The 19,086-nt window shown below is 45.1% G+C and carries 16 protein-coding genes and 1 pseudogene; 13 read left to right on the top strand and 4 right to left on the bottom strand.

Features of this window, described 5'->3' with window-relative positions:
• The first annotated feature begins 173 nt into the window (after positions 1 to 173).
• The 8 genes and pseudogenes from LW728_RS00990 to ffh all read left to right on the top strand — a co-directional run bounded on the left by LW728_RS00990 (position 174) and on the right by ffh (position 9,568).
• A complete protein-coding gene (locus LW728_RS00990) occupies positions 174 to 2,210 on the top strand; it encodes a type I restriction-modification system subunit M (protein ID WP_287764749.1) in 2,037 nt (678 codons plus the stop codon).
• 5 nt (positions 2,211 to 2,215) lie between these two features.
• A pseudogene (locus tag LW728_RS00985) lies at positions 2,216 to 2,434 on the top strand (Uma2 family endonuclease); the annotation flags it as partial.
• 20 nt (positions 2,435 to 2,454) lie between these two features.
• A complete protein-coding gene (locus tag LW728_RS00980) occupies positions 2,455 to 2,700 on the top strand; it encodes a hypothetical protein (protein WP_004268200.1) in 246 nt (81 codons plus the stop codon).
• A 91-nt stretch (positions 2,701 to 2,791) separates the two neighbouring features.
• Entirely contained in the window at positions 2,792 to 3,031 is a 240-nt protein-coding gene (locus LW728_RS00975; protein WP_004268201.1) for a hypothetical protein, read from the top strand.
• A complete protein-coding gene (locus tag LW728_RS00970) occupies positions 3,028 to 3,438 on the top strand; it encodes a putative toxin-antitoxin system toxin component, PIN family (RefSeq protein ID WP_287764747.1) in 411 nt (136 codons plus the stop codon). Before LW728_RS00975 ends, LW728_RS00970 begins: the two co-directional genes overlap by 4 nt.
• Before the next feature lie 18 nt (positions 3,439 to 3,456).
• On the top strand, positions 3,457 to 4,749 hold the full coding sequence (locus tag LW728_RS00965) for a restriction endonuclease subunit S (protein WP_287764745.1): 1,293 nt from the start codon (positions 3,457 to 3,459) through the stop codon (positions 4,747 to 4,749).
• 298 nt (positions 4,750 to 5,047) lie between these two features.
• Positions 5,048 to 8,020: a type I restriction endonuclease subunit R gene (locus LW728_RS00960; RefSeq protein WP_287764743.1), complete on the top strand. Its 2,973-nt coding sequence runs from the start codon at positions 5,048 to 5,050 to the stop codon at positions 8,018 to 8,020.
• Positions 8,021 to 8,131: 111 nt separating this feature from the next.
• Entirely contained in the window at positions 8,132 to 9,568 is a 1,437-nt protein-coding gene (gene ffh / locus LW728_RS00955; RefSeq protein ID WP_004268212.1) for a signal recognition particle protein, read from the top strand.
• 3 nt (positions 9,569 to 9,571) lie between these two features.
• Here ffh and thiL read toward each other — a convergent pair whose 3' ends face one another.
• Together thiL and LW728_RS00945 are read right to left on the bottom strand one after the other, a co-directional pair.
• Positions 9,572 to 10,540 carry a thiamine-phosphate kinase gene (gene thiL / locus LW728_RS00950; RefSeq protein ID WP_004268214.1) on the bottom strand — a complete coding sequence of 323 codons (969 nt, stop codon included), beginning with the start codon at positions 10,538 to 10,540 and terminating at the stop codon, positions 9,572 to 9,574.
• A 296-nt stretch (positions 10,541 to 10,836) separates the two neighbouring features.
• Complete coding sequence (locus tag LW728_RS00945) at positions 10,837 to 11,508, bottom strand: MBL fold metallo-hydrolase (RefSeq protein ID WP_287764740.1); 672 nt, start codon at positions 11,506 to 11,508, stop codon at positions 10,837 to 10,839.
• Positions 11,509 to 11,612: 104 nt separating this feature from the next.
• Here LW728_RS00945 and LW728_RS00940 point away from each other — a divergent pair, with 104 nt between their 5' ends.
• The 3 genes from LW728_RS00940 to cax all read left to right on the top strand — a co-directional run bounded on the left by LW728_RS00940 (position 11,613) and on the right by cax (position 15,002).
• The gene (locus LW728_RS00940; protein WP_287671522.1) at positions 11,613 to 13,097 is read left to right on the top strand and encodes a site-2 protease family protein; all 1,485 of its coding nucleotides are present in this window, start codon (positions 11,613 to 11,615) and stop codon (positions 13,095 to 13,097) included.
• Between the two features lie 156 nt (positions 13,098 to 13,253).
• On the top strand, positions 13,254 to 13,886 hold the full coding sequence (locus LW728_RS00935; RefSeq protein ID WP_004268220.1) for a YdcF family protein: 633 nt from the start codon (positions 13,254 to 13,256) through the stop codon (positions 13,884 to 13,886).
• A gap of 27 nt (positions 13,887 to 13,913) precedes the next feature.
• On the top strand, positions 13,914 to 15,002 hold the full coding sequence (cax, locus tag LW728_RS00930; RefSeq protein ID WP_287764736.1) for a calcium/proton exchanger: 1,089 nt from the start codon (positions 13,914 to 13,916) through the stop codon (positions 15,000 to 15,002).
• A gap of 2 nt (positions 15,003 to 15,004) precedes the next feature.
• On the opposite strand, the gene rsmG is transcribed toward cax, so the two are convergent.
• Together rsmG and LW728_RS00920 are read right to left on the bottom strand one after the other, a co-directional pair.
• Positions 15,005 to 15,682, bottom strand: coding sequence for a 16S rRNA (guanine(527)-N(7))-methyltransferase RsmG (rsmG, locus tag LW728_RS00925; RefSeq protein ID WP_287764734.1), 678 nt, complete (start codon positions 15,680 to 15,682; stop codon positions 15,005 to 15,007).
• Positions 15,683 to 15,782: 100 nt separating this feature from the next.
• Positions 15,783 to 16,430, bottom strand: a complete 648-nt coding sequence (locus LW728_RS00920; protein ID WP_004268229.1) for an ABC transporter ATP-binding protein — start codon at positions 16,428 to 16,430, stop codon at positions 15,783 to 15,785.
• 85 nt (positions 16,431 to 16,515) lie between these two features.
• On the opposite strand from LW728_RS00920, the gene LW728_RS00915 reads away from it, so the two are divergent.
• Both LW728_RS00915 and LW728_RS00910 read left to right on the top strand, forming a co-directional pair.
• Positions 16,516 to 17,430 carry a Sll0314/Alr1548 family TPR repeat-containing protein gene (locus tag LW728_RS00915; protein ID WP_287764732.1) on the top strand — a complete coding sequence of 305 codons (915 nt, stop codon included), beginning with the start codon at positions 16,516 to 16,518 and terminating at the stop codon, positions 17,428 to 17,430.
• A 418-nt stretch (positions 17,431 to 17,848) separates the two neighbouring features.
• Entirely contained in the window at positions 17,849 to 18,889 is a 1,041-nt protein-coding gene (locus LW728_RS00910; protein ID WP_004268232.1) for a fatty acid desaturase, read from the top strand.
• The last annotated feature ends 197 nt before the right edge of the window (positions 18,890 to 19,086 follow it).

Here is a 19,086-nt window from a genome sequence, read left to right as displayed (position 1 = left end):
TAGCTTCTTGTACTTGTTGCGCGCGACTTTTTACCCGGCCAAGCTTTTCTGGTCGGAACCCCCTAAGCCGAGTTTTCAAGGTGCTGCGCCGTCCACTTGGTTTTCGAGACTGGCTTTTTAATTCTAACGTAAAGCCGCCGTAGAACGGCGGGGTTTCAGACCCAAAATTTCCGATGAACAACTTCGGTGACAAGGTAAGTTTTATTTGGAGTATCGCGGATTTAATCCGCGACACCTTTAAGCGCGGCAAATATCAAGATGTCATCTTGCCTTTCACCGTGCTGCGTCGCCTCGACTGTGTGTTAGAGCCGACCAAAGAGGAGGTCTTAACAGCCTACCACCAGTACAAAGACAAGCTCGACAATCTCGACCCCCTCCTCTGCAAAAAATCAGGATTTGCCTTCTATAACAGTTGTCCCTACGACTTCGAGAAACTCCTCGATGATCCCAAACAGTTGGCCGCTAACCTCAAGCTCTACATCAACAGTTTTAGCGGCAATATGCGCGAGGTGTTAGAGAAGTTCGACTTTGCCAACACCATCGACAAGCTGGAACAATCAGACCTGCTCTTTCTCGTCACCGAGCGGTTTAAGAACATCGATTTACACCCCGATAAGGTTTCTAACCTAGAGATGGGATACATCTTTGAGGAACTCATCCGCAAGTTTAACGAAGCTCTCGATGAAAATCCGGGGGAACACTTCACACCCCGGGAAGTGATTCAGTTAATGGTTAACCTCATCTTCTCCCCGGACAAAACACAGTTAAGCCAAGAATACATTACTCGCAGCGTTTACGATCCCTGCTGCGGTTCCGGGGGAATGCTGACCATTGCCAAGGATCGGATTTTGGAACTCAACCCCAAGGCCCAGGTTTTTCTCTTTGGCCAGGAAGTCAACCCGGAGACTTTTGCTGTGTGTAAATCCGACCTCTACATGAAAAGTGTGGACGGTAAGGACGCTGAAAATATCAAGTTTGGCAGCACCCTTTCCCAGGGCCAGCACAGTGACAAAACCTTTGACTATCTCCTGGCCAATCCACCCTACGGCAAGGACTGGAAGCGAGATAAGGACGCGGTGGAGACAGAGGCACAAAAAGCGGGCAGCCGATTTTCAGCAGGAACACCCCGCATCAGTGACGGACAACTTCTTTTTCTACAGCACATGATTGCACGCATGAAGCCGGAGACCCAAGGAGGCAGCCGCGTGGCGATTGTTATGAACGGTTCGCCATTGTTTACCGGGGATGCGGGAAGTGGGGAGAGCGAGATCCGGCGCTGGATTTTGGAAAATGACTGGCTCGAAGCAATTATCGCTCTGCCGAATGACCTATTTTATAACACCGGCATTGCCACATATATCTGGGTATTGACCAACCACAAGGCTGCTGAGAGGAGGGGTAAGGTGCAGCTGATTAATGCCTCCGAGTTTTGGCTGCCGATGCGGAAGAGTCTTGGCAGCAAGCGCCGGGAGATTAGTTCCGAGCATATTCGGGAGATAACTGAAATTTTCCAGAGTTTTCAACCCTCGGAAGTGAGTAAGATTTTTGATAGGGAAGATTTCGGCTACCGCAAGATTACCGTAGAGCGTCCCTTGAGGCTCAATTTTCAGGCATCACCGGAGCGGATTGAGCGATTGAAAGAGCAGAGCGCGTTTGCTAGTCTGGCAGTAAGCAAGAAGAAAAGTGATGAAATGAAGGGGATCGAGGAACAGGCCGGCAAGGAACAACAAAGGCTGATTTTAGACATTCTTAATAGTTTTCCCGATACTTTATATCAGGATCGAGGGGAGTTTGAGAAGGTGCTAAAGAAAGCGATGAAAACCGGGGGAATAACGGTCGCGCCAGCAGTTTATAAGGCGATTCTTTCGGCTCTTTCTGAGCGGGACGAATCGGCTAATATTTGTCTGGATAAACAGGGTAATCCCGAACCGGATACGGATTTAAGAGATACGGAAAATGTACCACTTAAACAGGATATTAATGACTATTTCGATCGAGAAGTTCTCCCCCATGTAACCGATGCTTGGATTAGTGACACGGTGCGGGATATTAGGGACGGTGCGCTTGGAAAGGTGGGGTATGAGATTAATTTTAATCGCTATTTTTATAAGTATCAGCCACCGCGAACTTTAGAGGCAATTGAAGCTGATATTAAGGAAGTGGAAGGGGAGATTTTAGCCATGTTAACAAGTCTAGAGGAGAGAATTTGAGCATGACCCTACGAGAGAAGATGCGGGAGTATTTAGAAAATGGCTTACAATTAGGATGGTTAATCGATCCGAAAAGTAAAACCGTTGAGATTTATCGAGCTAATCAAGAGGTGGAAGTTCTGCACAATCCCACACATTTATCAGGTGAGAATATTCTAACTGATTTTGTTTTAGATTTGGACGATCCCCCCCACCCCCCTTCAAAAGGGGGGAGAAGCAAATAAAATAAAAAAGAGGTGTCAAAATGCCAGTAATCAAATTACGCTCTCATATCGGCGAAGATGGGATGTTACATTTAGATATTCCCCCTGAGTTTAAAGGTCAGGAAGTGGATGTAACGGTAACTGTTGAACCTATTACAGAGGAGAAAACCAAAACAAAGGAAACCTTATCTCAAGCAAGGGAAAGATTTGCTAAAGTGCGAGAACATTTTCAAGGAAGAAATTTTTTGGATAGCACAGAATTATTAAGAGAGGATAGACAAAGGTGACGAGTTTTGTTGTTGATGCTAATGTAGCTATCAAATGGGTGTTAACAGAAATTTATACAGATAACGGTTCTCGCTTATTAAGTCCCCAGTGATGAATATCTATCAGAAAACCTTGGTCATTCAAGATCCTAATCAGCTTGTTTTGTCTGATTTACCTTTTCAAAAAGGTCAGCAAGTGGAAGTAATGATTATTGCCAAAAATTATGACAGGGAAGCTCTAGCTAATAAGTTACGAGATTTCTTTAAAGAAGTCCAAGCTTTACACGCTGACAATCCTTTGACTGAAGAGGAAATTGAGGCTGAAATTGAGGATTATAGAAGAGGAAAATGAAGGTTGTAATCGATACTAATGTTGTTATTTCTGCCGCAATAGCTGACAGAAACCCGGAAAAAATAATTATCTTTGTAGTATCTAACCCAGATTTTTACTGGATAGTATCACCGGATATTTTAGCAGAATATAGAGAGGTTTTATCCCGAAAACGGTTAAAGCTAACTGATGAGCAGAAACAATACTGGTTGACTCTTACAAGTGCCGTTACTTTTGTCGTCGATATTAATTTAGAAATTGATTTCCCCAGAGATAGAAAAGATGCTAAGTTTTTAGCCTGTGGAATTGTTAATAATGCTGATTACTTTATTACAGGAGACAAGGACTTTGATGAAGTTAAAAATCTAGGCCATACCAAGATTATTTCAGTTTCTCTTTTTCAGACAAAATATCAAATAAAATACTAACCTAAGAGCTAGATTAATATGATGACAAAAAAATGGCAGCCTTATCCTACTTATAAGGATTCTGGAGTTGAATGGTTGGGTGCAATTCCAGAACATTGGGAGGTGAAGAAACTTAAGTATATTTCCTATCTCACAATGGGACAATCTCCCAGTTCTGATGATTATAATCATGAAGGATATGGATCACCTTTTCTTCAGGGAAATGCTGAATTTGGGAATAGAAATCCAGAAGCAAAAATATTTTGCGCCACAGTAAATAAGTATGCAGAGAAAGGGGATATTTTAATCTCGGTAAGAGCGCCAGTTGGTGCTTTGAATGAAGCAGATAGAAGATATGGTATTGGTCGTGGTTTATGTTCTATAAGACCAAGAGATATTATTATTAGAGAATTTGCTTGGTATTTAATTCAAGTAGTAAAAGTTGAACTAAATTTTTTATCTACAGGAAGTACCTATGAAGCTGTTGCTTTAACAGATGTTTCTAATCTCAGTTGTTTACTACCCCCCCTTCCCGAACAACAAAAAATCGCCGAATTTCTCGACCAAGAAACCAGCAAAATTGATAAACTAATCACCAAGAAAGAGCGCTTAATCGAACTCCTTAAAGAGAAGCGCACCGCACTGATTAGCCATGCAGTCACCAAAGGACTTAACCCAGATGTTCCGATGAAGGATTCTGGGGTTGAATGGTTGGGTGAAATTCCAGAACATTGGAAGGTACTCTTATTAAAACGAATTGCTAACATTCGTTATGGACTTGGACAACCACCACCAGAAATTTTATATGGAACACCTTTAATAAGAGCTACAAATGTAAAAAGCGGTCGAATTTTTCAAAAAGATATGATTTATATTGACCCCAAACAAGTGCCAGAAAGTAGAAATGCTGTTCTTGCTGCTGGAGAAATAATTGTGGTCAGAAGTGGTGCGTACACAGGAGATTCTGCTCTTATTCCTGAAGAGTATCACGGTTCAATAGCTGGCTATGATATGGTAACAACTGTAAAAGAAGGTAGTAATCAATTTATAGCATGGCAGCTTCTATCATCAGAAGTTCGATATATACAATTTGCATTTCATCAATTGAGAGCTGCACAGCCTCATCTTAATGCTGAAGAATTAAGAGGAACTATTATTACTTTCCCCCCCCTTCCCGAACAACAAAAAATCGCCCAATTCCTAGACCGAGAAACCAGCAAAATTGACAACCTAATCACCAAAACCCGCACCAGTATTGACCATCTCAAAGAATATCGCACCGCGTTAATTTCAGCCGCCGTTACCGGTAAAATAGACGTGAGGGAACATTAAAGCCATGCACATTATAACTCGCAAGAGTTTAAACGAATTTGCGGAGAGATACTAGGGTTGATTTATAGTAGGGTTGATTCATGAATCAACCCTACCCTTAGTCCCCTCTTGATAAGGGTGGTATCTGATAATTTTTAACGGCTACCTACTTAATTAGGGCATAATACTAAATCTGGTTATTAAAAACTGATTATTTCTTTCCCCTTTTGCCTTTTGCCTGTTGCCTTTTGCCTCTCCTCTATAAGTAGCCTATACTCAACGGATTTAGTATAATATTGACAATCAGCAGTCTAAAGACATGATAGACACCTCCGAGAAAAACTTTGAAGCCACCATCGAAGCAAGCCTCCTCAACAGCGGCTACCAGCGCCGCAGCTCCAAAGATTATGATCGCTCACTTTGCCTCATACCCGAAGATGTCCTTAACTTCATCCAAACCAGCCAACCTCAAGAGTGGCAGAAATTCCAAACCCAGTACGGTGACGACGCAAACACCCAACTCCTCAAACAGCTTGCCGAAGTCATCAAGAATCGGGGAACCTTAGAAGTCCTCAGAAAAGGCATCAAAGCCAACAGCTGCCGCTTCCAACTCGCCTACTTCCAACCCCCCAGCAGTCTCAATCCGGAAACCCAAAAACTCTACCAGACCAACTGCTTTAGTGTCCTTAGACAACTGTACTACAGCCAGAAAAATCCCCTCAACAGCATCGATATTGTCCTCTTTCTTAACGGTTTACCCATCTTCACCGCCGAACTAAAAAACCCTTTTACAGGGCAAAACTTCCAACAAGCGATTAAACAATATCAAGAACATCGAGATCCGAGAGAGCCACTCCTCAAGTTTGGCCTATGTCTCTCTCACTTTGCCGTTGACCCAGATCAGGTCCATGTCACCACTCACCTTCAGGGCCATGAAACCGGCTTCCTACCCTTCAACCCCGGAAAGACTGGCGTAGCGGCAAACCCAGACCCTACCAAATTCCGCAGCGCCTACCTGTGGGAGCAAATCTGGCGGCAAGATAGCTTCCTTGACCTAATCCAGAACTTTATCACCCTCGAGGAAGAAAAAGACGACAAGGGCAGAAAAACAGGAGTAAAAAGGCTTATCTTTCCCCGCTACCATCAATTAGATGCCGTGCGCCGTTTGCTGGCCGATGCCAAGGCCGAAGGGACAGGAAAATCCTATCTCATCCAACACAGTGCCGGCAGTGGCAAGAGTAATTCAATAGCATGGCTGGCCCACGGACTTGTCAGCTTGCACGATGATCATAATACCCGCGTTTTTGACTCTATCATCGTCATCACCGACCGCCGTATATTGGATCAGCAACTACAGGCCACTATCCGCCAGTTTGAACAGACCTCTGGGGTGGTGGAAAACATCGACAAAACCTCGCGGCAACTCAAAGAGGCCCTAGAGTCCGGGAAAAATATCATCGTCACCACCCTGCAAAAATTCTCCGTCATCGTCGATCAAATCCAGTCCCTTTCTGGGCAGCGCTTCGCAGTAATCGTCGATGAGGCCCATTCCTCCCAGACCGGAGAAAGTACCAAAAAACTCAAAAGCGTCCTCACCGCCACCAGCCTAGAAGCGGCCGCCGCCGAGGAAGGGGGAGAAGAGGAGGATTTAGAAGATAGAACCGTCGCCGAGGCAAAAAAACGGGGAAAAATTGCTAATTTGAGTTATTTTGCTTTTACCGCCACGCCGAAACCCAAAACCCTAGAGGTATTCGGCACCAGACAACCGGACGGCAGCTTTGCTCCCTTTAGCCTCTATTCCATGGCTCAGGCGATTGAGGAAGGCTTTATTCTCGACGTGCTGGAGAACTATACCACCTACAAGACCTATTTTAATCTGCTCAAAACCATCGAAGATGACCCCCACTATGATCGCGCCAGGACCGCCTCGCTGCTGCGCCACTTCGTCGATTTACACGAACACACCATTAAGCAGAAAGTGGCCATCATTGTCGAACACTTCCATGAGCAGGTGGCCCATCAGGTACAAGGCAAGGCCAAGGCCATGATTATCACGCGATCGCGTCTCCATGCCGTGCGGTACAAGTTGGCCCTAGACCGCTATCTCAAGGAAAAAGACTATCCCTATCAGTCCCTAGTCGCCTTTACTGGGACAGTTAGAGACGGCGAAGACTTCACCGAAACCAAAATGAATAGCGCCTCCTCAGGTAGTCATATCCCTGACAAAGCCACCGCAGACACCTTTCAACAAGCTCCCTACCGCTTTCTCGTCGTTGCCAACAAATTCCAGACCGGTTTTGACCAACCCCTCCTAGGCGCGATGTACATCGATAAGAAATTAGCCGGGGTTAACGCTGTCCAGACCCTCTCCCGTCTCAACCGCATCCACCCCCACAAAACCGGGACTCTGGTGCTGGACTTCGCCAACGAGGCCGATGAGATCAAGGCAGCCTTTAAAGATTACTACGACTGCACCATCTTGACGGAAGCCACCGACCCCAACCGGATCTATAAAATCCAAGCACAGCTTGACGACTATCACTTTTACCAAGATTCCGACATCGATAGCTTCGCGCAGATATTCTTTCACCCCCAAGGAACTCAGGCCAAGCTTCATGGCAGCCTCAACCCCGTCCTCGACCGTTACCTAGAAGCTTCTGAGGAGGAAAAAGTCGGTTTTCGGGGTAAACTACAAGAATTTATCCGACTTTATGGCTTTGTCTCTCAATTACTCCCCATACCTGCTGCAGACTTAGAGAAGTTCTATGAATTTTCCCGCCACTTAATCTGCAAACTTCCCACCTCCCCAGAGGCCCTTCCTTTGCCTATTCAACAAAGCATTGAACTAAACTCCTACCGCATCCAAGAGACCCACAGGGGCAAAATTGAACTAAAACGGGGTGTCAGGGAAACTTCTAGGGTTTATTCCCCCGGCACGGGCCAACCCCCCACCAAAAAGATAGAACCCCTCTCGAAAATCATTGAAGAAATTAATCGACGATTTGGTACTGATTTCAGTGAGGATGAGCGAGTTTTTATCGAACACCTTGAAACTAAACTGGATGACAGCGCACCCCTGAAAGCGAGCCTTAAGATCAATACTCCCGAAAATGTTAAACTAGCCTTTGATATCCTGGCATCCGACATCATGCAGGACATGGTGGAAATCAACTTCAGCTTTTATAAAAAGTTCACTGACGACCTTGAATTTAAGGCCCTGCTCCTCGGTTTTCTCTTTAATCGATTCCTGCAGCGATCGAATACTTCCGAAGCTAAGACAGACTCAGTTTAACATTCGATCGAACTTTGCCGCCGATCCCCGACCAATGACAGGATAAGAACGGGGGTCTTCCCCTGACATTTGAGATAAAATCGATCTAGTTAAAAATTTAATTCCGAAACTATGTTCGACGCACTGGCCGACCGCTTAGAAGACGCATGGAAAAAATTACGAGGTCAAGATAAAATCTCCTCGGCCAATATACAAGAAACCCTCAAAGAAGTCCGGCGGGCTTTATTAGAAGCAGATGTTAACCTACAGGTAGTCAAGGGATTTATTGCTGAGGTCGAGAAACAAGCCCTCGGCGCTGAAGTGATTTCCGGAGTCAATCCCGGCCAGCAATTTATCAAAATTGTCTATGATGAATTAGTTAAAATTATGGGGGAAAGTAACGTTCCCCTAGCTCAGGCCGATAAACCCCCCACCGTAATTTTAATGGCCGGGTTGCAAGGGACAGGAAAAACCACCGCCACCGCCAAATTAGCCCTATATCTCCGCAAACAGTCCAAAAGCTGCCTGATGGTGGCCACCGATGTTTACCGTCCGGCGGCCATTGACCAATTAATCACCCTCGGTAAACAGATAAATGTTCCCGTCTTCGAGATGGGTTCTCAGGCTAATCCCGTCGATATCGCCCGTCAAGGTGTGGAAAAAGCCAAAGAATTGGGCGTAGATACGGTTATCATCGACACCGCCGGTCGTTTGCAAATAGACACCCAGATGATGGGCGAACTAGCACAAATCAAGAAAATTGTCAAGCCCGACGACACTTTATTAGTGGTGGATGCCATGACCGGTCAGGAAGCGGCCAGTCTTACCAACACTTTTCACCAACAAATCGGCATCACGGGGGCAATTCTCACCAAACTTGATGGCGATACTCGTGGTGGGGCGGCCCTATCAGTGCGGCAAATATCGGGACAACCGATTAAATTTGTTGGGGTTGGCGAAAAAGTAGAAGCTTTAGAGCCATTTTATCCCGATCGCCTTGCCAGTCGCATCCTCAATATGGGTGATGTCCTGACGCTAGTGGAAAAAGCCCAGGAACAGTTAGACCTAGAAGACGCGGCCAAAATGCAGGCCAAGATTTTAGAGGCTAAGTTTGATTTTAATGACTTCCTCAAACAGATGCGGCTGTTAAAAAATATGGGTTCCCTGGGGGGAGTCTTGAAGTTAATCCCCGGTCTGGGCAAACTGAGCGGGACAGACATCGAAAAGGGCGAAAAAGAGTTAAAACGCACGGAAGCGATGATTAATTCCATGACCACGGAGGAACGCGCTAACCCCGATTTATTGGCTAAGTCTCCTAATCGTCGTCGTCGCATTGCCAAAGGTTCGGGACATCCAGAAACAGAAGTTAACAAACTAATTACTAATTTCACCAGAATGCGATCGATGATGCAACAGATGGGACGGGGACAAATGCCCGCTATGCCGGGGATGCCCGGGATGGGTGGCGGAATGTTTGGGGGTGGCAATCAACCGGGGTTCCGCGGTCAAGGTGGCAGCCCGAAAAAACCGAAGAAAATCAAGAAAAAGAAAGGTTTTGGCGATTTATAGAGGCTAAAAATGTTGAAATCCGGAGCTTAAACTGAGGTTTCTACCATCGGCTAATTTTATCTCTTTCCCCGGGACAATTTGACCGATTATCGCCCCCTCTTCCCCCACTTTCTCCAGCAATTCTCTGGCACTGTCTGGGGGCAAACACAAAACTAACTCAAAATCTTCACCGCCGTATAAAGCCCATTCTAGAGCTTTTTCGGCTCCTACATATTCTTTCAGGGTTGGATGCAGGGGAATCCTCTCGATTTCAGCACCAACCCCACTACAGCGACAAATTTGAATTATGGCATCTGCTAACCCGTCACTGCTATCCATGCCAGCGATGGGAAATTGCTTGACAATTTTTTGTAAATGTGGTATGCAATCAAGTCTCGGTCGCGGCCGTTGATGAGCTTGGATTAATCGCTTTTTTTGGCCGGAATTTAAATTCCTGCCGGTTTCAGGGTGAAAGAGTAACTCTAATCCAGCCCGCGATAAACCGTGATAACCAGTAATAACGATACTATCGCCAACTTTTGCGTTAAAACGTCTAATTTCTTCATTTTTTGCCACTTGTCCCAGGGCGGTGATGCTGATGTTAATCTCCGTGGCCCGACAGACATCGCCCCCAACGATCGCCGTCTGATATACTTGCAGACAAGAGCTAAGACCCCGATAGAGTCCTTCTAGCCAATCGATGGCTAGATTGGGAGTTAAAGCCAATCCTACCGTAATTCCCAGGGGTTCTGCCCCCATAGCCGCTAAATCGGATAAATTAGCCGCCGCCGCTCGCCAGCCCACATCTTCCGGAGAGGTGGTAATATCGCTAAAGTGGACGTTATTAACTAAAACATCAGTGGTGACAACGAGAGAGTAACCCTCTTTCAGGGATAAAATCGCCCCATCATCACCGATAATCTCCGCAGGACAATATTTTTGCAGAATCGGTAGCAATCCCTGTTCACCCAAGTCTTTAACGGTTAAATTCATAATTTCTGGGAATTGAACGATGCAGCTTCTAAAAAGTCTTTAGGGACTTGCGCTTTGATAATGTACCTTTTGGGCGAACGCAGTTCGCCCCTACATTGTGGACAAAATCAGTTACTGTAGGGGCGCAAGGCTTGCGCCCTCCGATCGATCAGGTTTGCTGATCACCCTAAGTAGGGGGAGAGCCTTCGAGAGCCCCCGGAGCTAAGGGACTTGCGCTTTGATAATATGCCGTCTGGCTGGTCTGATTCTTCTACAGAGCGATTTTCTGGCTGGGATATTATTCCCACGCAAGTCCCTTAGTTAAGAGGATTGGCGCTGATTTTTTCGTAGGCGCGATCGATAATTCCCCGACCGCGCAAAAAGCCGGTATTAGCCCCCGGACAAAGATAGGAGAGGGTTTCTGGGCTAAAACGGTCTAAAATGGCCTTTTGCGATCGCAATTGCCGCAGCCAGTGGAAAGTTTTCGCGGTCTGTAGGGGTCGCGGTTGACCCTTAGTGTCGGGGAGAAGATGACGACCGGTAAATAAAACCCCCCCGTGACGGTTCCAGTAGAGACAGGAGGAGCCGGGAGAATGGCCAGGAGTCCAAAAACCGCTACAAGTGGGAGATAACTGGATTTGCTGCTGAAAAACGGTAATTTGAAGGTGAGGAAGCAGATAAGCTTCCTGTTCCTGTAGAATAATCTCACAATCAAGTAAACTTTGCAGAGAATCGCTCTGTTTCCCCTGACCCGCGCGATGGGTAAAAAATAGGTAACGGACACCCTTTTCTCGGAGAAAATCCCGCTCGCTCTCCTCACAGCTAGGACAATCCACCAGAATATTGCCGGTATTTTCTACAATAAGATAAGAGGTTCCCCCTAGGGTTTCCCGATTGGGGGAGAAAGCGTATAAACCTTCTAGAATTAATCGAGGGGGTTTTGTGGTTTTGCTAACCTCTAAAGGAGACGATTCGGTTTCCGATCGCATGGTTTGCCTATCCAAATCACAATCAATGCGGTTTACAATCTAGCACGATCGATGACCGGGCGGGCTGAAATTAGCCGCTTTTTATTCAAGAGAAAAGAGCCGATATGGAAATGTGGTTGTTATTAGGGATTCTTGGCGGTTTCACTTATTTTATCGTCAAGCGTAGCGTGGCCAAAATCACGACAACACCAATTTGGTTAATTTGGTTAGTCCTGATGACTCCGGCTCTTATTTGGACCGGCTGGACGTTAATCTATGGACAGGATACCCCCATGCCGGCATTTTTGCTGGTCGGCCCTTTTGTGATCTGCCCTTTTTTGTATTGGTGGCTAGTACAAAAGGGTCGAGTTACTCCCCAAGAAAGCCCCCCATCACCACTGGAAAAAGCGAATTTAGTCCTAGAAAATATTGATAATCCTGCACCTAAAAATGATTTAAAACCGATCACTGCCGAAGAGGAAAAATCCCTAAGAGATTGTTTTCCTTGGGGTATTTATTATCTGCAAAATATCGATTATCGTCCCCAAGCAATTCTCTGTCGGGGGAAATTGCGAGCGGTTCCCGAAGAAGCTTATCAAGTGATTAAAAACAATGTGGAAAAGGTTTTTGGGGATCGCTTTTTATTGCTTTTCCAAGAAAGTTTTCAGGGACAACCTTTTTTCGCTCTTGTGGCTAATCCCTGGCAGCAAAAAACAGAAACTATAGAAACTGAAAAAATTACTCGCCCCTTTCTTGCCCTGGGTTTATTGTTATTAACTCTCTTAACTACCACGGACATCGGTGCGGGATTAAGTGGCATTACCGCCCAACAATTAGAAAATAATCCTAGTTTATTATTACAAGGTTTACCCTACAGTTTAGGCTTAATTGCTATTTTAGGACTGCACGAATTCAGTCATTATTTTACAGCAGTTAAATACAAAATTAAAACTACTTTGCCCTATTTTATCCCCATTCCTTTCTTCCTCGGCACCTTCGGGGCTTTTATTCAAATGCGCTCCCCTGTACCCACCCGTAAAGCTTTATTTGATGTGGCGGTGGCCGGTCCTTTGGGGGGTATAATTATCGCTATTCCTCTACTGTTTTGGGGATTGTCCCTCTCGGAAATAGTTCCCCTAACCAATCAAAGCAGTTTATTAAATTTTCAGGCCTTAAATCCGCAGTTTTCTTTTCTCTTGTCTATCGTAGCTAAACTAGCCTTCGGCAGTGATTTAATCGCAGGAAAAGCCATCCATTTACATCCTTTAGCGGTGGCCGGTTATGTGGGAATTATCGTTACAGCCCTAAATTTAATGCCTGTGGGTCAATTGGATGGTGGTCATATTGTTCACGCCATGTATGGGCAGAAAACCGCCATAATTATCGGTCAATTAACTCGATTATTCATGTTTATTTTAGCCCTAGTGCAACCAGATTTTTTACTCTGGGCGATTATTCTCCTACTCATGCCAGTGAGCGATCAACCTGCTTTAAATGATGTGACGGAATTGGATAATAAACGAGATTTATTAGGTCTATTTTCCCTTGCTTTGTTATTAAGTATTTTGCTCCCCCTTCCCGAAGCGGTGGCCCGTTGGTGGGGGATGTAAGCGACCCCATCAATCAACCTGAGTTCCGGGAAAATTATCGGTCAGTTGGGGAATAAAATCCCCATCTCCTACGTCAAGTGAGTTCGATGATCCTCACCCTCGATCACTTTAATCCACAAAGCTGAAGGCTGACAACCGATCACCGATCACTGATATATGGTTCTCAAGGCTAATTCTCGCAGAAAAAAGCGAGTTTCTCCGCAAGGGAAGTTAGGCAAATCTAGGTTAAAATTGCTGGCTATTCCGCTAATTTTGGCGAGTTTAGGCTGGTTATACCACGATTTGCGTCAGCAGTGGCTAAAACCAGAAGCGATTTTTGTTTTGGGAGGTCATGCCGATCGAGAACGTTTTGCGGCAAAATTAGCTAAGGAATATCCCGAGCTGCCGATTTGGGTGTCTTCCGGTAGTCCGCGACGATATGTGAAAAAGATTTTTAAAAAAGCGGGAATTTCTCCAGAACGTCTCCATCTCGATTACAATGCGCGAGATACTGTCACTAACTTTACTAGCCTAGCCGATCAACTGAAAGCCCAAGGTATTGATAGTGTCTATCTAGTCACTTCCGATAATCACATGAGAAGGGCGCGATTAGTGGGAGAAATTGTTTTTGGTAGTCGCGGAATCGTGATTAAACCGGTAACTGTTCCCTCCCAATCACCCCCCGAACCCCTAGAAAAGTCACTCAGAGACGGTTTTAGGGCAATATTATGGATAATAACCGGTTCTACTGGGGAATTTTGGCTAAAATCCGATTCTAGTCCCCCTCAGTTCCCGACCCAATCGAAATAAAATTATCTTGACAAAATTCCCCACTTTATGTTAAGCAAAAATACCTTTTTCGCCATCTTATTGATTTTTGTACCGCTATCGATCGCGGGTTCCCTGTTACACTGGGGCGGAACGGTAGTTTTTATCACCGCTTGTCTAGCCATTATCCCCCTAGCAGCCTACATGGGGGAAGCCACGGAAGCGATTGCGGTGGTGGTTGGGCCAAATATTGGCGGTTTGATGAATGCCACCTTTGGCAATGCCACAGAATTAATTCTCGCCTATGTCGCTTTGCGGGAGGGTTTCATCGATGTGGTAAAAGCGACGATTACTGGCTCAATTATCGGTAATTTACTCTTAGTTATGGGATTATCGATGTTTTTAGGCGGTTTACGCTTCAAAGAACAGGAATTTCAACCGATAACCGCTCGTTTAAATGCTTCAGCTATGAATTTAGCGGTGGTGGCGATTCTTTTACCCACTGCCGTGGAATTTACCTCCACGGGAGTCGGGGAAGCAGTCCTGCAACGTCTATCCGTGGCCGTGGCAGTGGTGTTAATTTTCGTCTATGGTTTAAGTCTCTTATTTTCCATGAAAACCCACACCTATCTCTACGATGTCGGGGTTGCCGGTATCGAGGAGGAAAGCACTGGAGAAAGCACCGCAAGGCCGAAAATCTGGTTTTGGTCTTTGATTTTATTGATCGTTACTATCGCCGTGGCCGTAGAATCGGAGTTATTGGTGGCATCCCTAGAGGAGGCTACGGAACAGCTAGGTTTAACGGCGCTGTTTACTGGGGTGATTCTTTTGCCTATTATCGGTAATGCAGCCGAACACGCTACGGCTGTCACCGTCGCCCTTAAGAATAAAATGGATCTATCGGTATCTGTGGCCGTCGGTTCCAGTATGCAGATCGCCCTGTTTGTGGCTCCGGTTTTGGTTATCATCGGTTATATTATCGGTCAGCCCATGGATCTAAATTTTAATCCCTTTGAGCTAGTAGCAGTGGCTGTGGCGGTGTGGTTGGCTAATTCGATTAGTAGTGATGGGCGATCGAATTGGTTAGAGGGAATGTTACTCTTAGCTACCTATGCTATTCTGGCCCTGGCTTTCTTTTTTCATCCTCTCACTGCTTAAAGTTATCCCTTGGAGATATATAGACAATGACGGATGCTTTGGCTTAAGGGAGTGGTAAAACTGGCAATTTCGAGGATTTTACCGCCAGCTTTCCCTAGATTCTCCTCTAAACTTAAACTATCCTGCTCGGACCACTGACCACGATAGAGAATAGCGATTCCGGTCTTTTTCAGGAAAGGCAAAGCATAGTTAACACAGATATCCACATTACCTACCGCACGCAAACAGACGATATCGTAAGCACAGTTATGTTTAAGGTTTTTCCCGACGATTTCCGCCCGACCTAAACGAGTTTTCGTGTTATTTAACTCTAATTTGTCAATAACTTCTTCAAGAAAATTAATCTTTTTTTGGGTGGAATCCAAGAGAGTCACCGACCAATGGGGATATGCGATCGCAATTGGCACCCCCGGAAACCCGGCCCCGGTCCCCAAATCAATGACTGATAGGGATTTTGTCAATAGATCTGGCTGGGATTTTTGTAACCAGGCTAAACCCGATAAAGAATCCCAAAGATGTTTTTCCCAAAACTCCTCTGGTTGGGTAATTCGGGTGAGATTAAAACGTTGATTACCCTCTAAAATCAACTCATAAAGTTGTTGAAATCGCGCTTGTTGGGCCCCATCGGGTTGCCATTCTAGGGTTTCTTGCCAAAGGTCAAATAATTCAGGAAGGATCATTAATTCAGTTATCAGTTATCAGTAATCAGTTATCAGTAATCAGGTATGAGGTATGAGGAGAGTGGGGAAATTTCAACTAATACCGCAAAACCCGAAAACCTCAACTATCTGTTTTTTCATTTTTCACTTCCCTCAAATGTCCTTGTTCAATTTTCCAGTGACGGTCAGCAATGGGGAGTAATTCTCCGGCATCGTGACTAACTACTAATAAAGTCCAGTGTTGTTTGAGACTAGCGAGAAGTTTGGCCAATTGACGACGCATCGACCAATCTAAACCGGCCGTAGGTTCATCGAGAAGTAACAGATTAGGCTGCCGGATTAACTGGACAGCGAGGGATAAACGACGCTGTTGACCACCACTAAGATTATGGGGAGAAGTATCCAGAGGAATATTTTCTAATCCTACCTCCTTTAGGGCCTCTGTTAGGCGATCGCTTTTAATCTCCGGATGACCGAGACGCAACTCCTCAAGGATGGTTTTACCGCAAAAATGACGTTCGGGAAACTGAAAAACGATTCCTCCTAATTGTTGCAGATGCAGCACCGTTAATTCTTGGTCGCGCCAGTGAATCGTCCCTGCTGTTTTATCGGCAAAGCCTGCTAAAATTTCCAAAAGAGTCGTTTTTCCGGAACCACTGGGCCCGACAATCAGACCTAATTCTTGGGGGGCTAATTCGAGATTAATCCCCTGTAAAATGGGATTGAGAGCAGCGGGAGGATGATAAACCACATCTTTGAGATAAAGCATTGACAGGAAAATAACTGGAAATTAAGTCTAGAAACTCGTTTCTATTGTGACAGATTTTTTCATTCGCTCAAGGAGACTTTTGACCATGGTGCTGAGGTTAGGTTTAACGAAAAAAATGGCGATCGGTGCTTCCCTGGCTGTTATGGTAATGGTTAACTGGATGGGTCCCGGGTTAGCCGGAGATCCTTTCCGCAAAAACAATCCCCGACCGATTGGCGATAAGACCGAGGCCGCTTTTAACGCTATTTTTAAACAAGGTAACTATCTAGAGGCAAAAAAATTAATTGTTGAGGCCACAGAAAAGGAACCCCAAGAACCTTTGTCCCATGCTATGCGGGCCTCTCTTGCTTTTACCGACCAGGATTGGAACACCCTAAAAACCTACTCCGAGAAAACTAAGGCAGCGGCCAAGCAAATGCAGGGTAGCGACCCTTTAAGGGGAAATTTGTATCTAGCGGTGGGGAGTTTTTTAGAGGGAACCTACGTTTTTCAAACCGAAGGAGCAGTATCGGCTATCCCCAGATTACAACAGGTGTTTCAGTATTTGGAAACCGCAGAAAAGGCTAATCCTACGGATCCGGAATTGAACCTGTTAAAGGGTTATATGGATTTGATTTTAGCGGTTAATCTACCCTTTTCTAGCCCTCAAGAGGCAATTCAACGGCTAGAAACCTATGGAAGTCCTGATTACTTGGTTGATCGAGGTATAGCTCTAGCTTACCGCGATTTGAAGCAGTACGATCAGGCTTTGCGGTTTATCGATAACGCTCTGAAAGCGACCCCCGATAATCCAGAATTAATGTATCTGAAGGGTCAAATCCTGAGAATTCAAGGCAATACGGATAAAAATACTGGCTCTTTGAAACTGGCATTGGATTACTTTAATAATGCCCTGAAAAAACAGGAACAACTCCCCGAATCGGTCAAAAAACAGTTAAATCGCGAACACCGTAAGGTACAAGAGGAGATTAAATCCCTAGAAAACACGGCTAATCGTTAAAAACGCCACAAATGTATCAGCAGCTGCGTGTAAGCATCCCACCGAAAAACTAATGCGCGGGGGGTTTGGGGGCGGCGCCACGCCCCCAACGGGGGGTTTGGGGGGTAGAACCCCCCAAAAGCTGGGATTGAGTGGTAAAATCAGAAACAACGCCCGATTTTAGCAGGGGGGTTTCTCCGTAAAAATCCCAATTGGTAGATTTACAAAAATGAGATGTACCCGCCGTCAAATTTTGCCAAAACAGAAAATCCCCTCTTATGTTATATAAAGTAAAGGATTATTAAGCTTCGCGGAAGTTTATTAATTAAAGTTAAAAATATATTGACAAAAAAATTGGCTTGTGGTAAGGAGCAGAATTTAGCCAAACCTCCTAGCTGATTTCTTGTCAAGGGTTCACCTAAGTGTAATTGGAGATTTCATGACGGCAACGACGGATAAATTGCATGGGGAGTTGATCACCTCGATCGAGCCAGACTTTAAACTGAAAGATATTATTAAAACCATTCCCAAAGAATATTTCCAGAAAGACCCAGTTAAAGCTTGGTTTGGAGTGATTGCGAATATTTTGGCGGTCATTGCGGGTTATGCAATGCTAGTTTATTCTCCCTGGTATTTACTGCCTTTAGCTTGGATTTTCACTGGTACAGCTTTAACGGGATTTTTTGTCATCGCCCATGATTGCGGTCATCGGTCTTTTTCTAATCGATCCTGGGTTAATGATCTTGTCGGTCATATTTTCCTCTTACCGCTTATCTATCCCTTCCACTGCTGGCGTTTCCTCCACGATCGCCATCATGCTAAAACTAACATGGTAACTATAGATAATGCTTGGGATCCGTGGGAATTAGAAGCTTTTAACTCGGCCAATCCCTTAGTGCGTCTCTTTTATCGCGGCATTCGCGGTCGTTTCTGGTGGCTTGGTTCTATCGCCCACTGGGCTATTCTACACTTCAACATCGAACAATTCAAGGAGAACGAACGGGAAAAAGCCCGCTTTTCGATGATTGTCGTCCTAGTTTTTGCCGCTATTTTTTTCCCAACCCTCATTTTCTACACTGGTGTCTGGGGATTGGTTAAATTTTGGGTGGTACCTTGGTTTGTCTATCATTTTTGGATGAGTACCTTTACCCTTGTCCATCACACGGACCCCGATATTCAATTTTCCTATCCCGAAGACTGGAATCAAGCTGTAGCGCAACTAGAAGGGACAGTTCACTGTAGCTATCCCCGTTGGGTAGAAATTCTCTGTCACGATATTAATGTCCATATCCCCCATCATATCTCGACGGCGATTCCTTCCTATAACCTCCGCAAAGTTCACGCTAGTCTCAAAGAAAATTGGGGTAGTCACCTGAAAGAAACCAAGTTTTCTTGGGCATTAATGAAGCGAATCGTTGATTATTGCCATATTTTCGACTCCGAAACCGCCTACAAAACCTTTAAGGAAAGCCGCGGTTAAATCAGTTATCAGTTATCAGTTATCAGTTATCAGTTATCAGTTATCAGATTTGAGTTTTAAGTGACAGTATTAAATCGAATTTTCCTACTGTCTTTTCACTGATTACTGATTATTGTTTACTGGCCACTGTTTACTGGACGGCTACGCCGTGCCTTTGGCAACACTGAAAAAAGCTCCCTGCTCCCCAATTCATAATT

Origin of the sequence: Microcystis sp. 49638_E5 (genome assembly GCF_021300285.1) — a bacterium.
In the GTDB taxonomy this organism is placed as follows: domain Bacteria; phylum Cyanobacteriota; class Cyanobacteriia; order Cyanobacteriales; family Microcystaceae; genus Microcystis; species Microcystis aeruginosa_C.
Note: the sequence above shows the minus strand (reverse complement) of the source record. Positions and strands in the feature narration are given on the sequence as shown.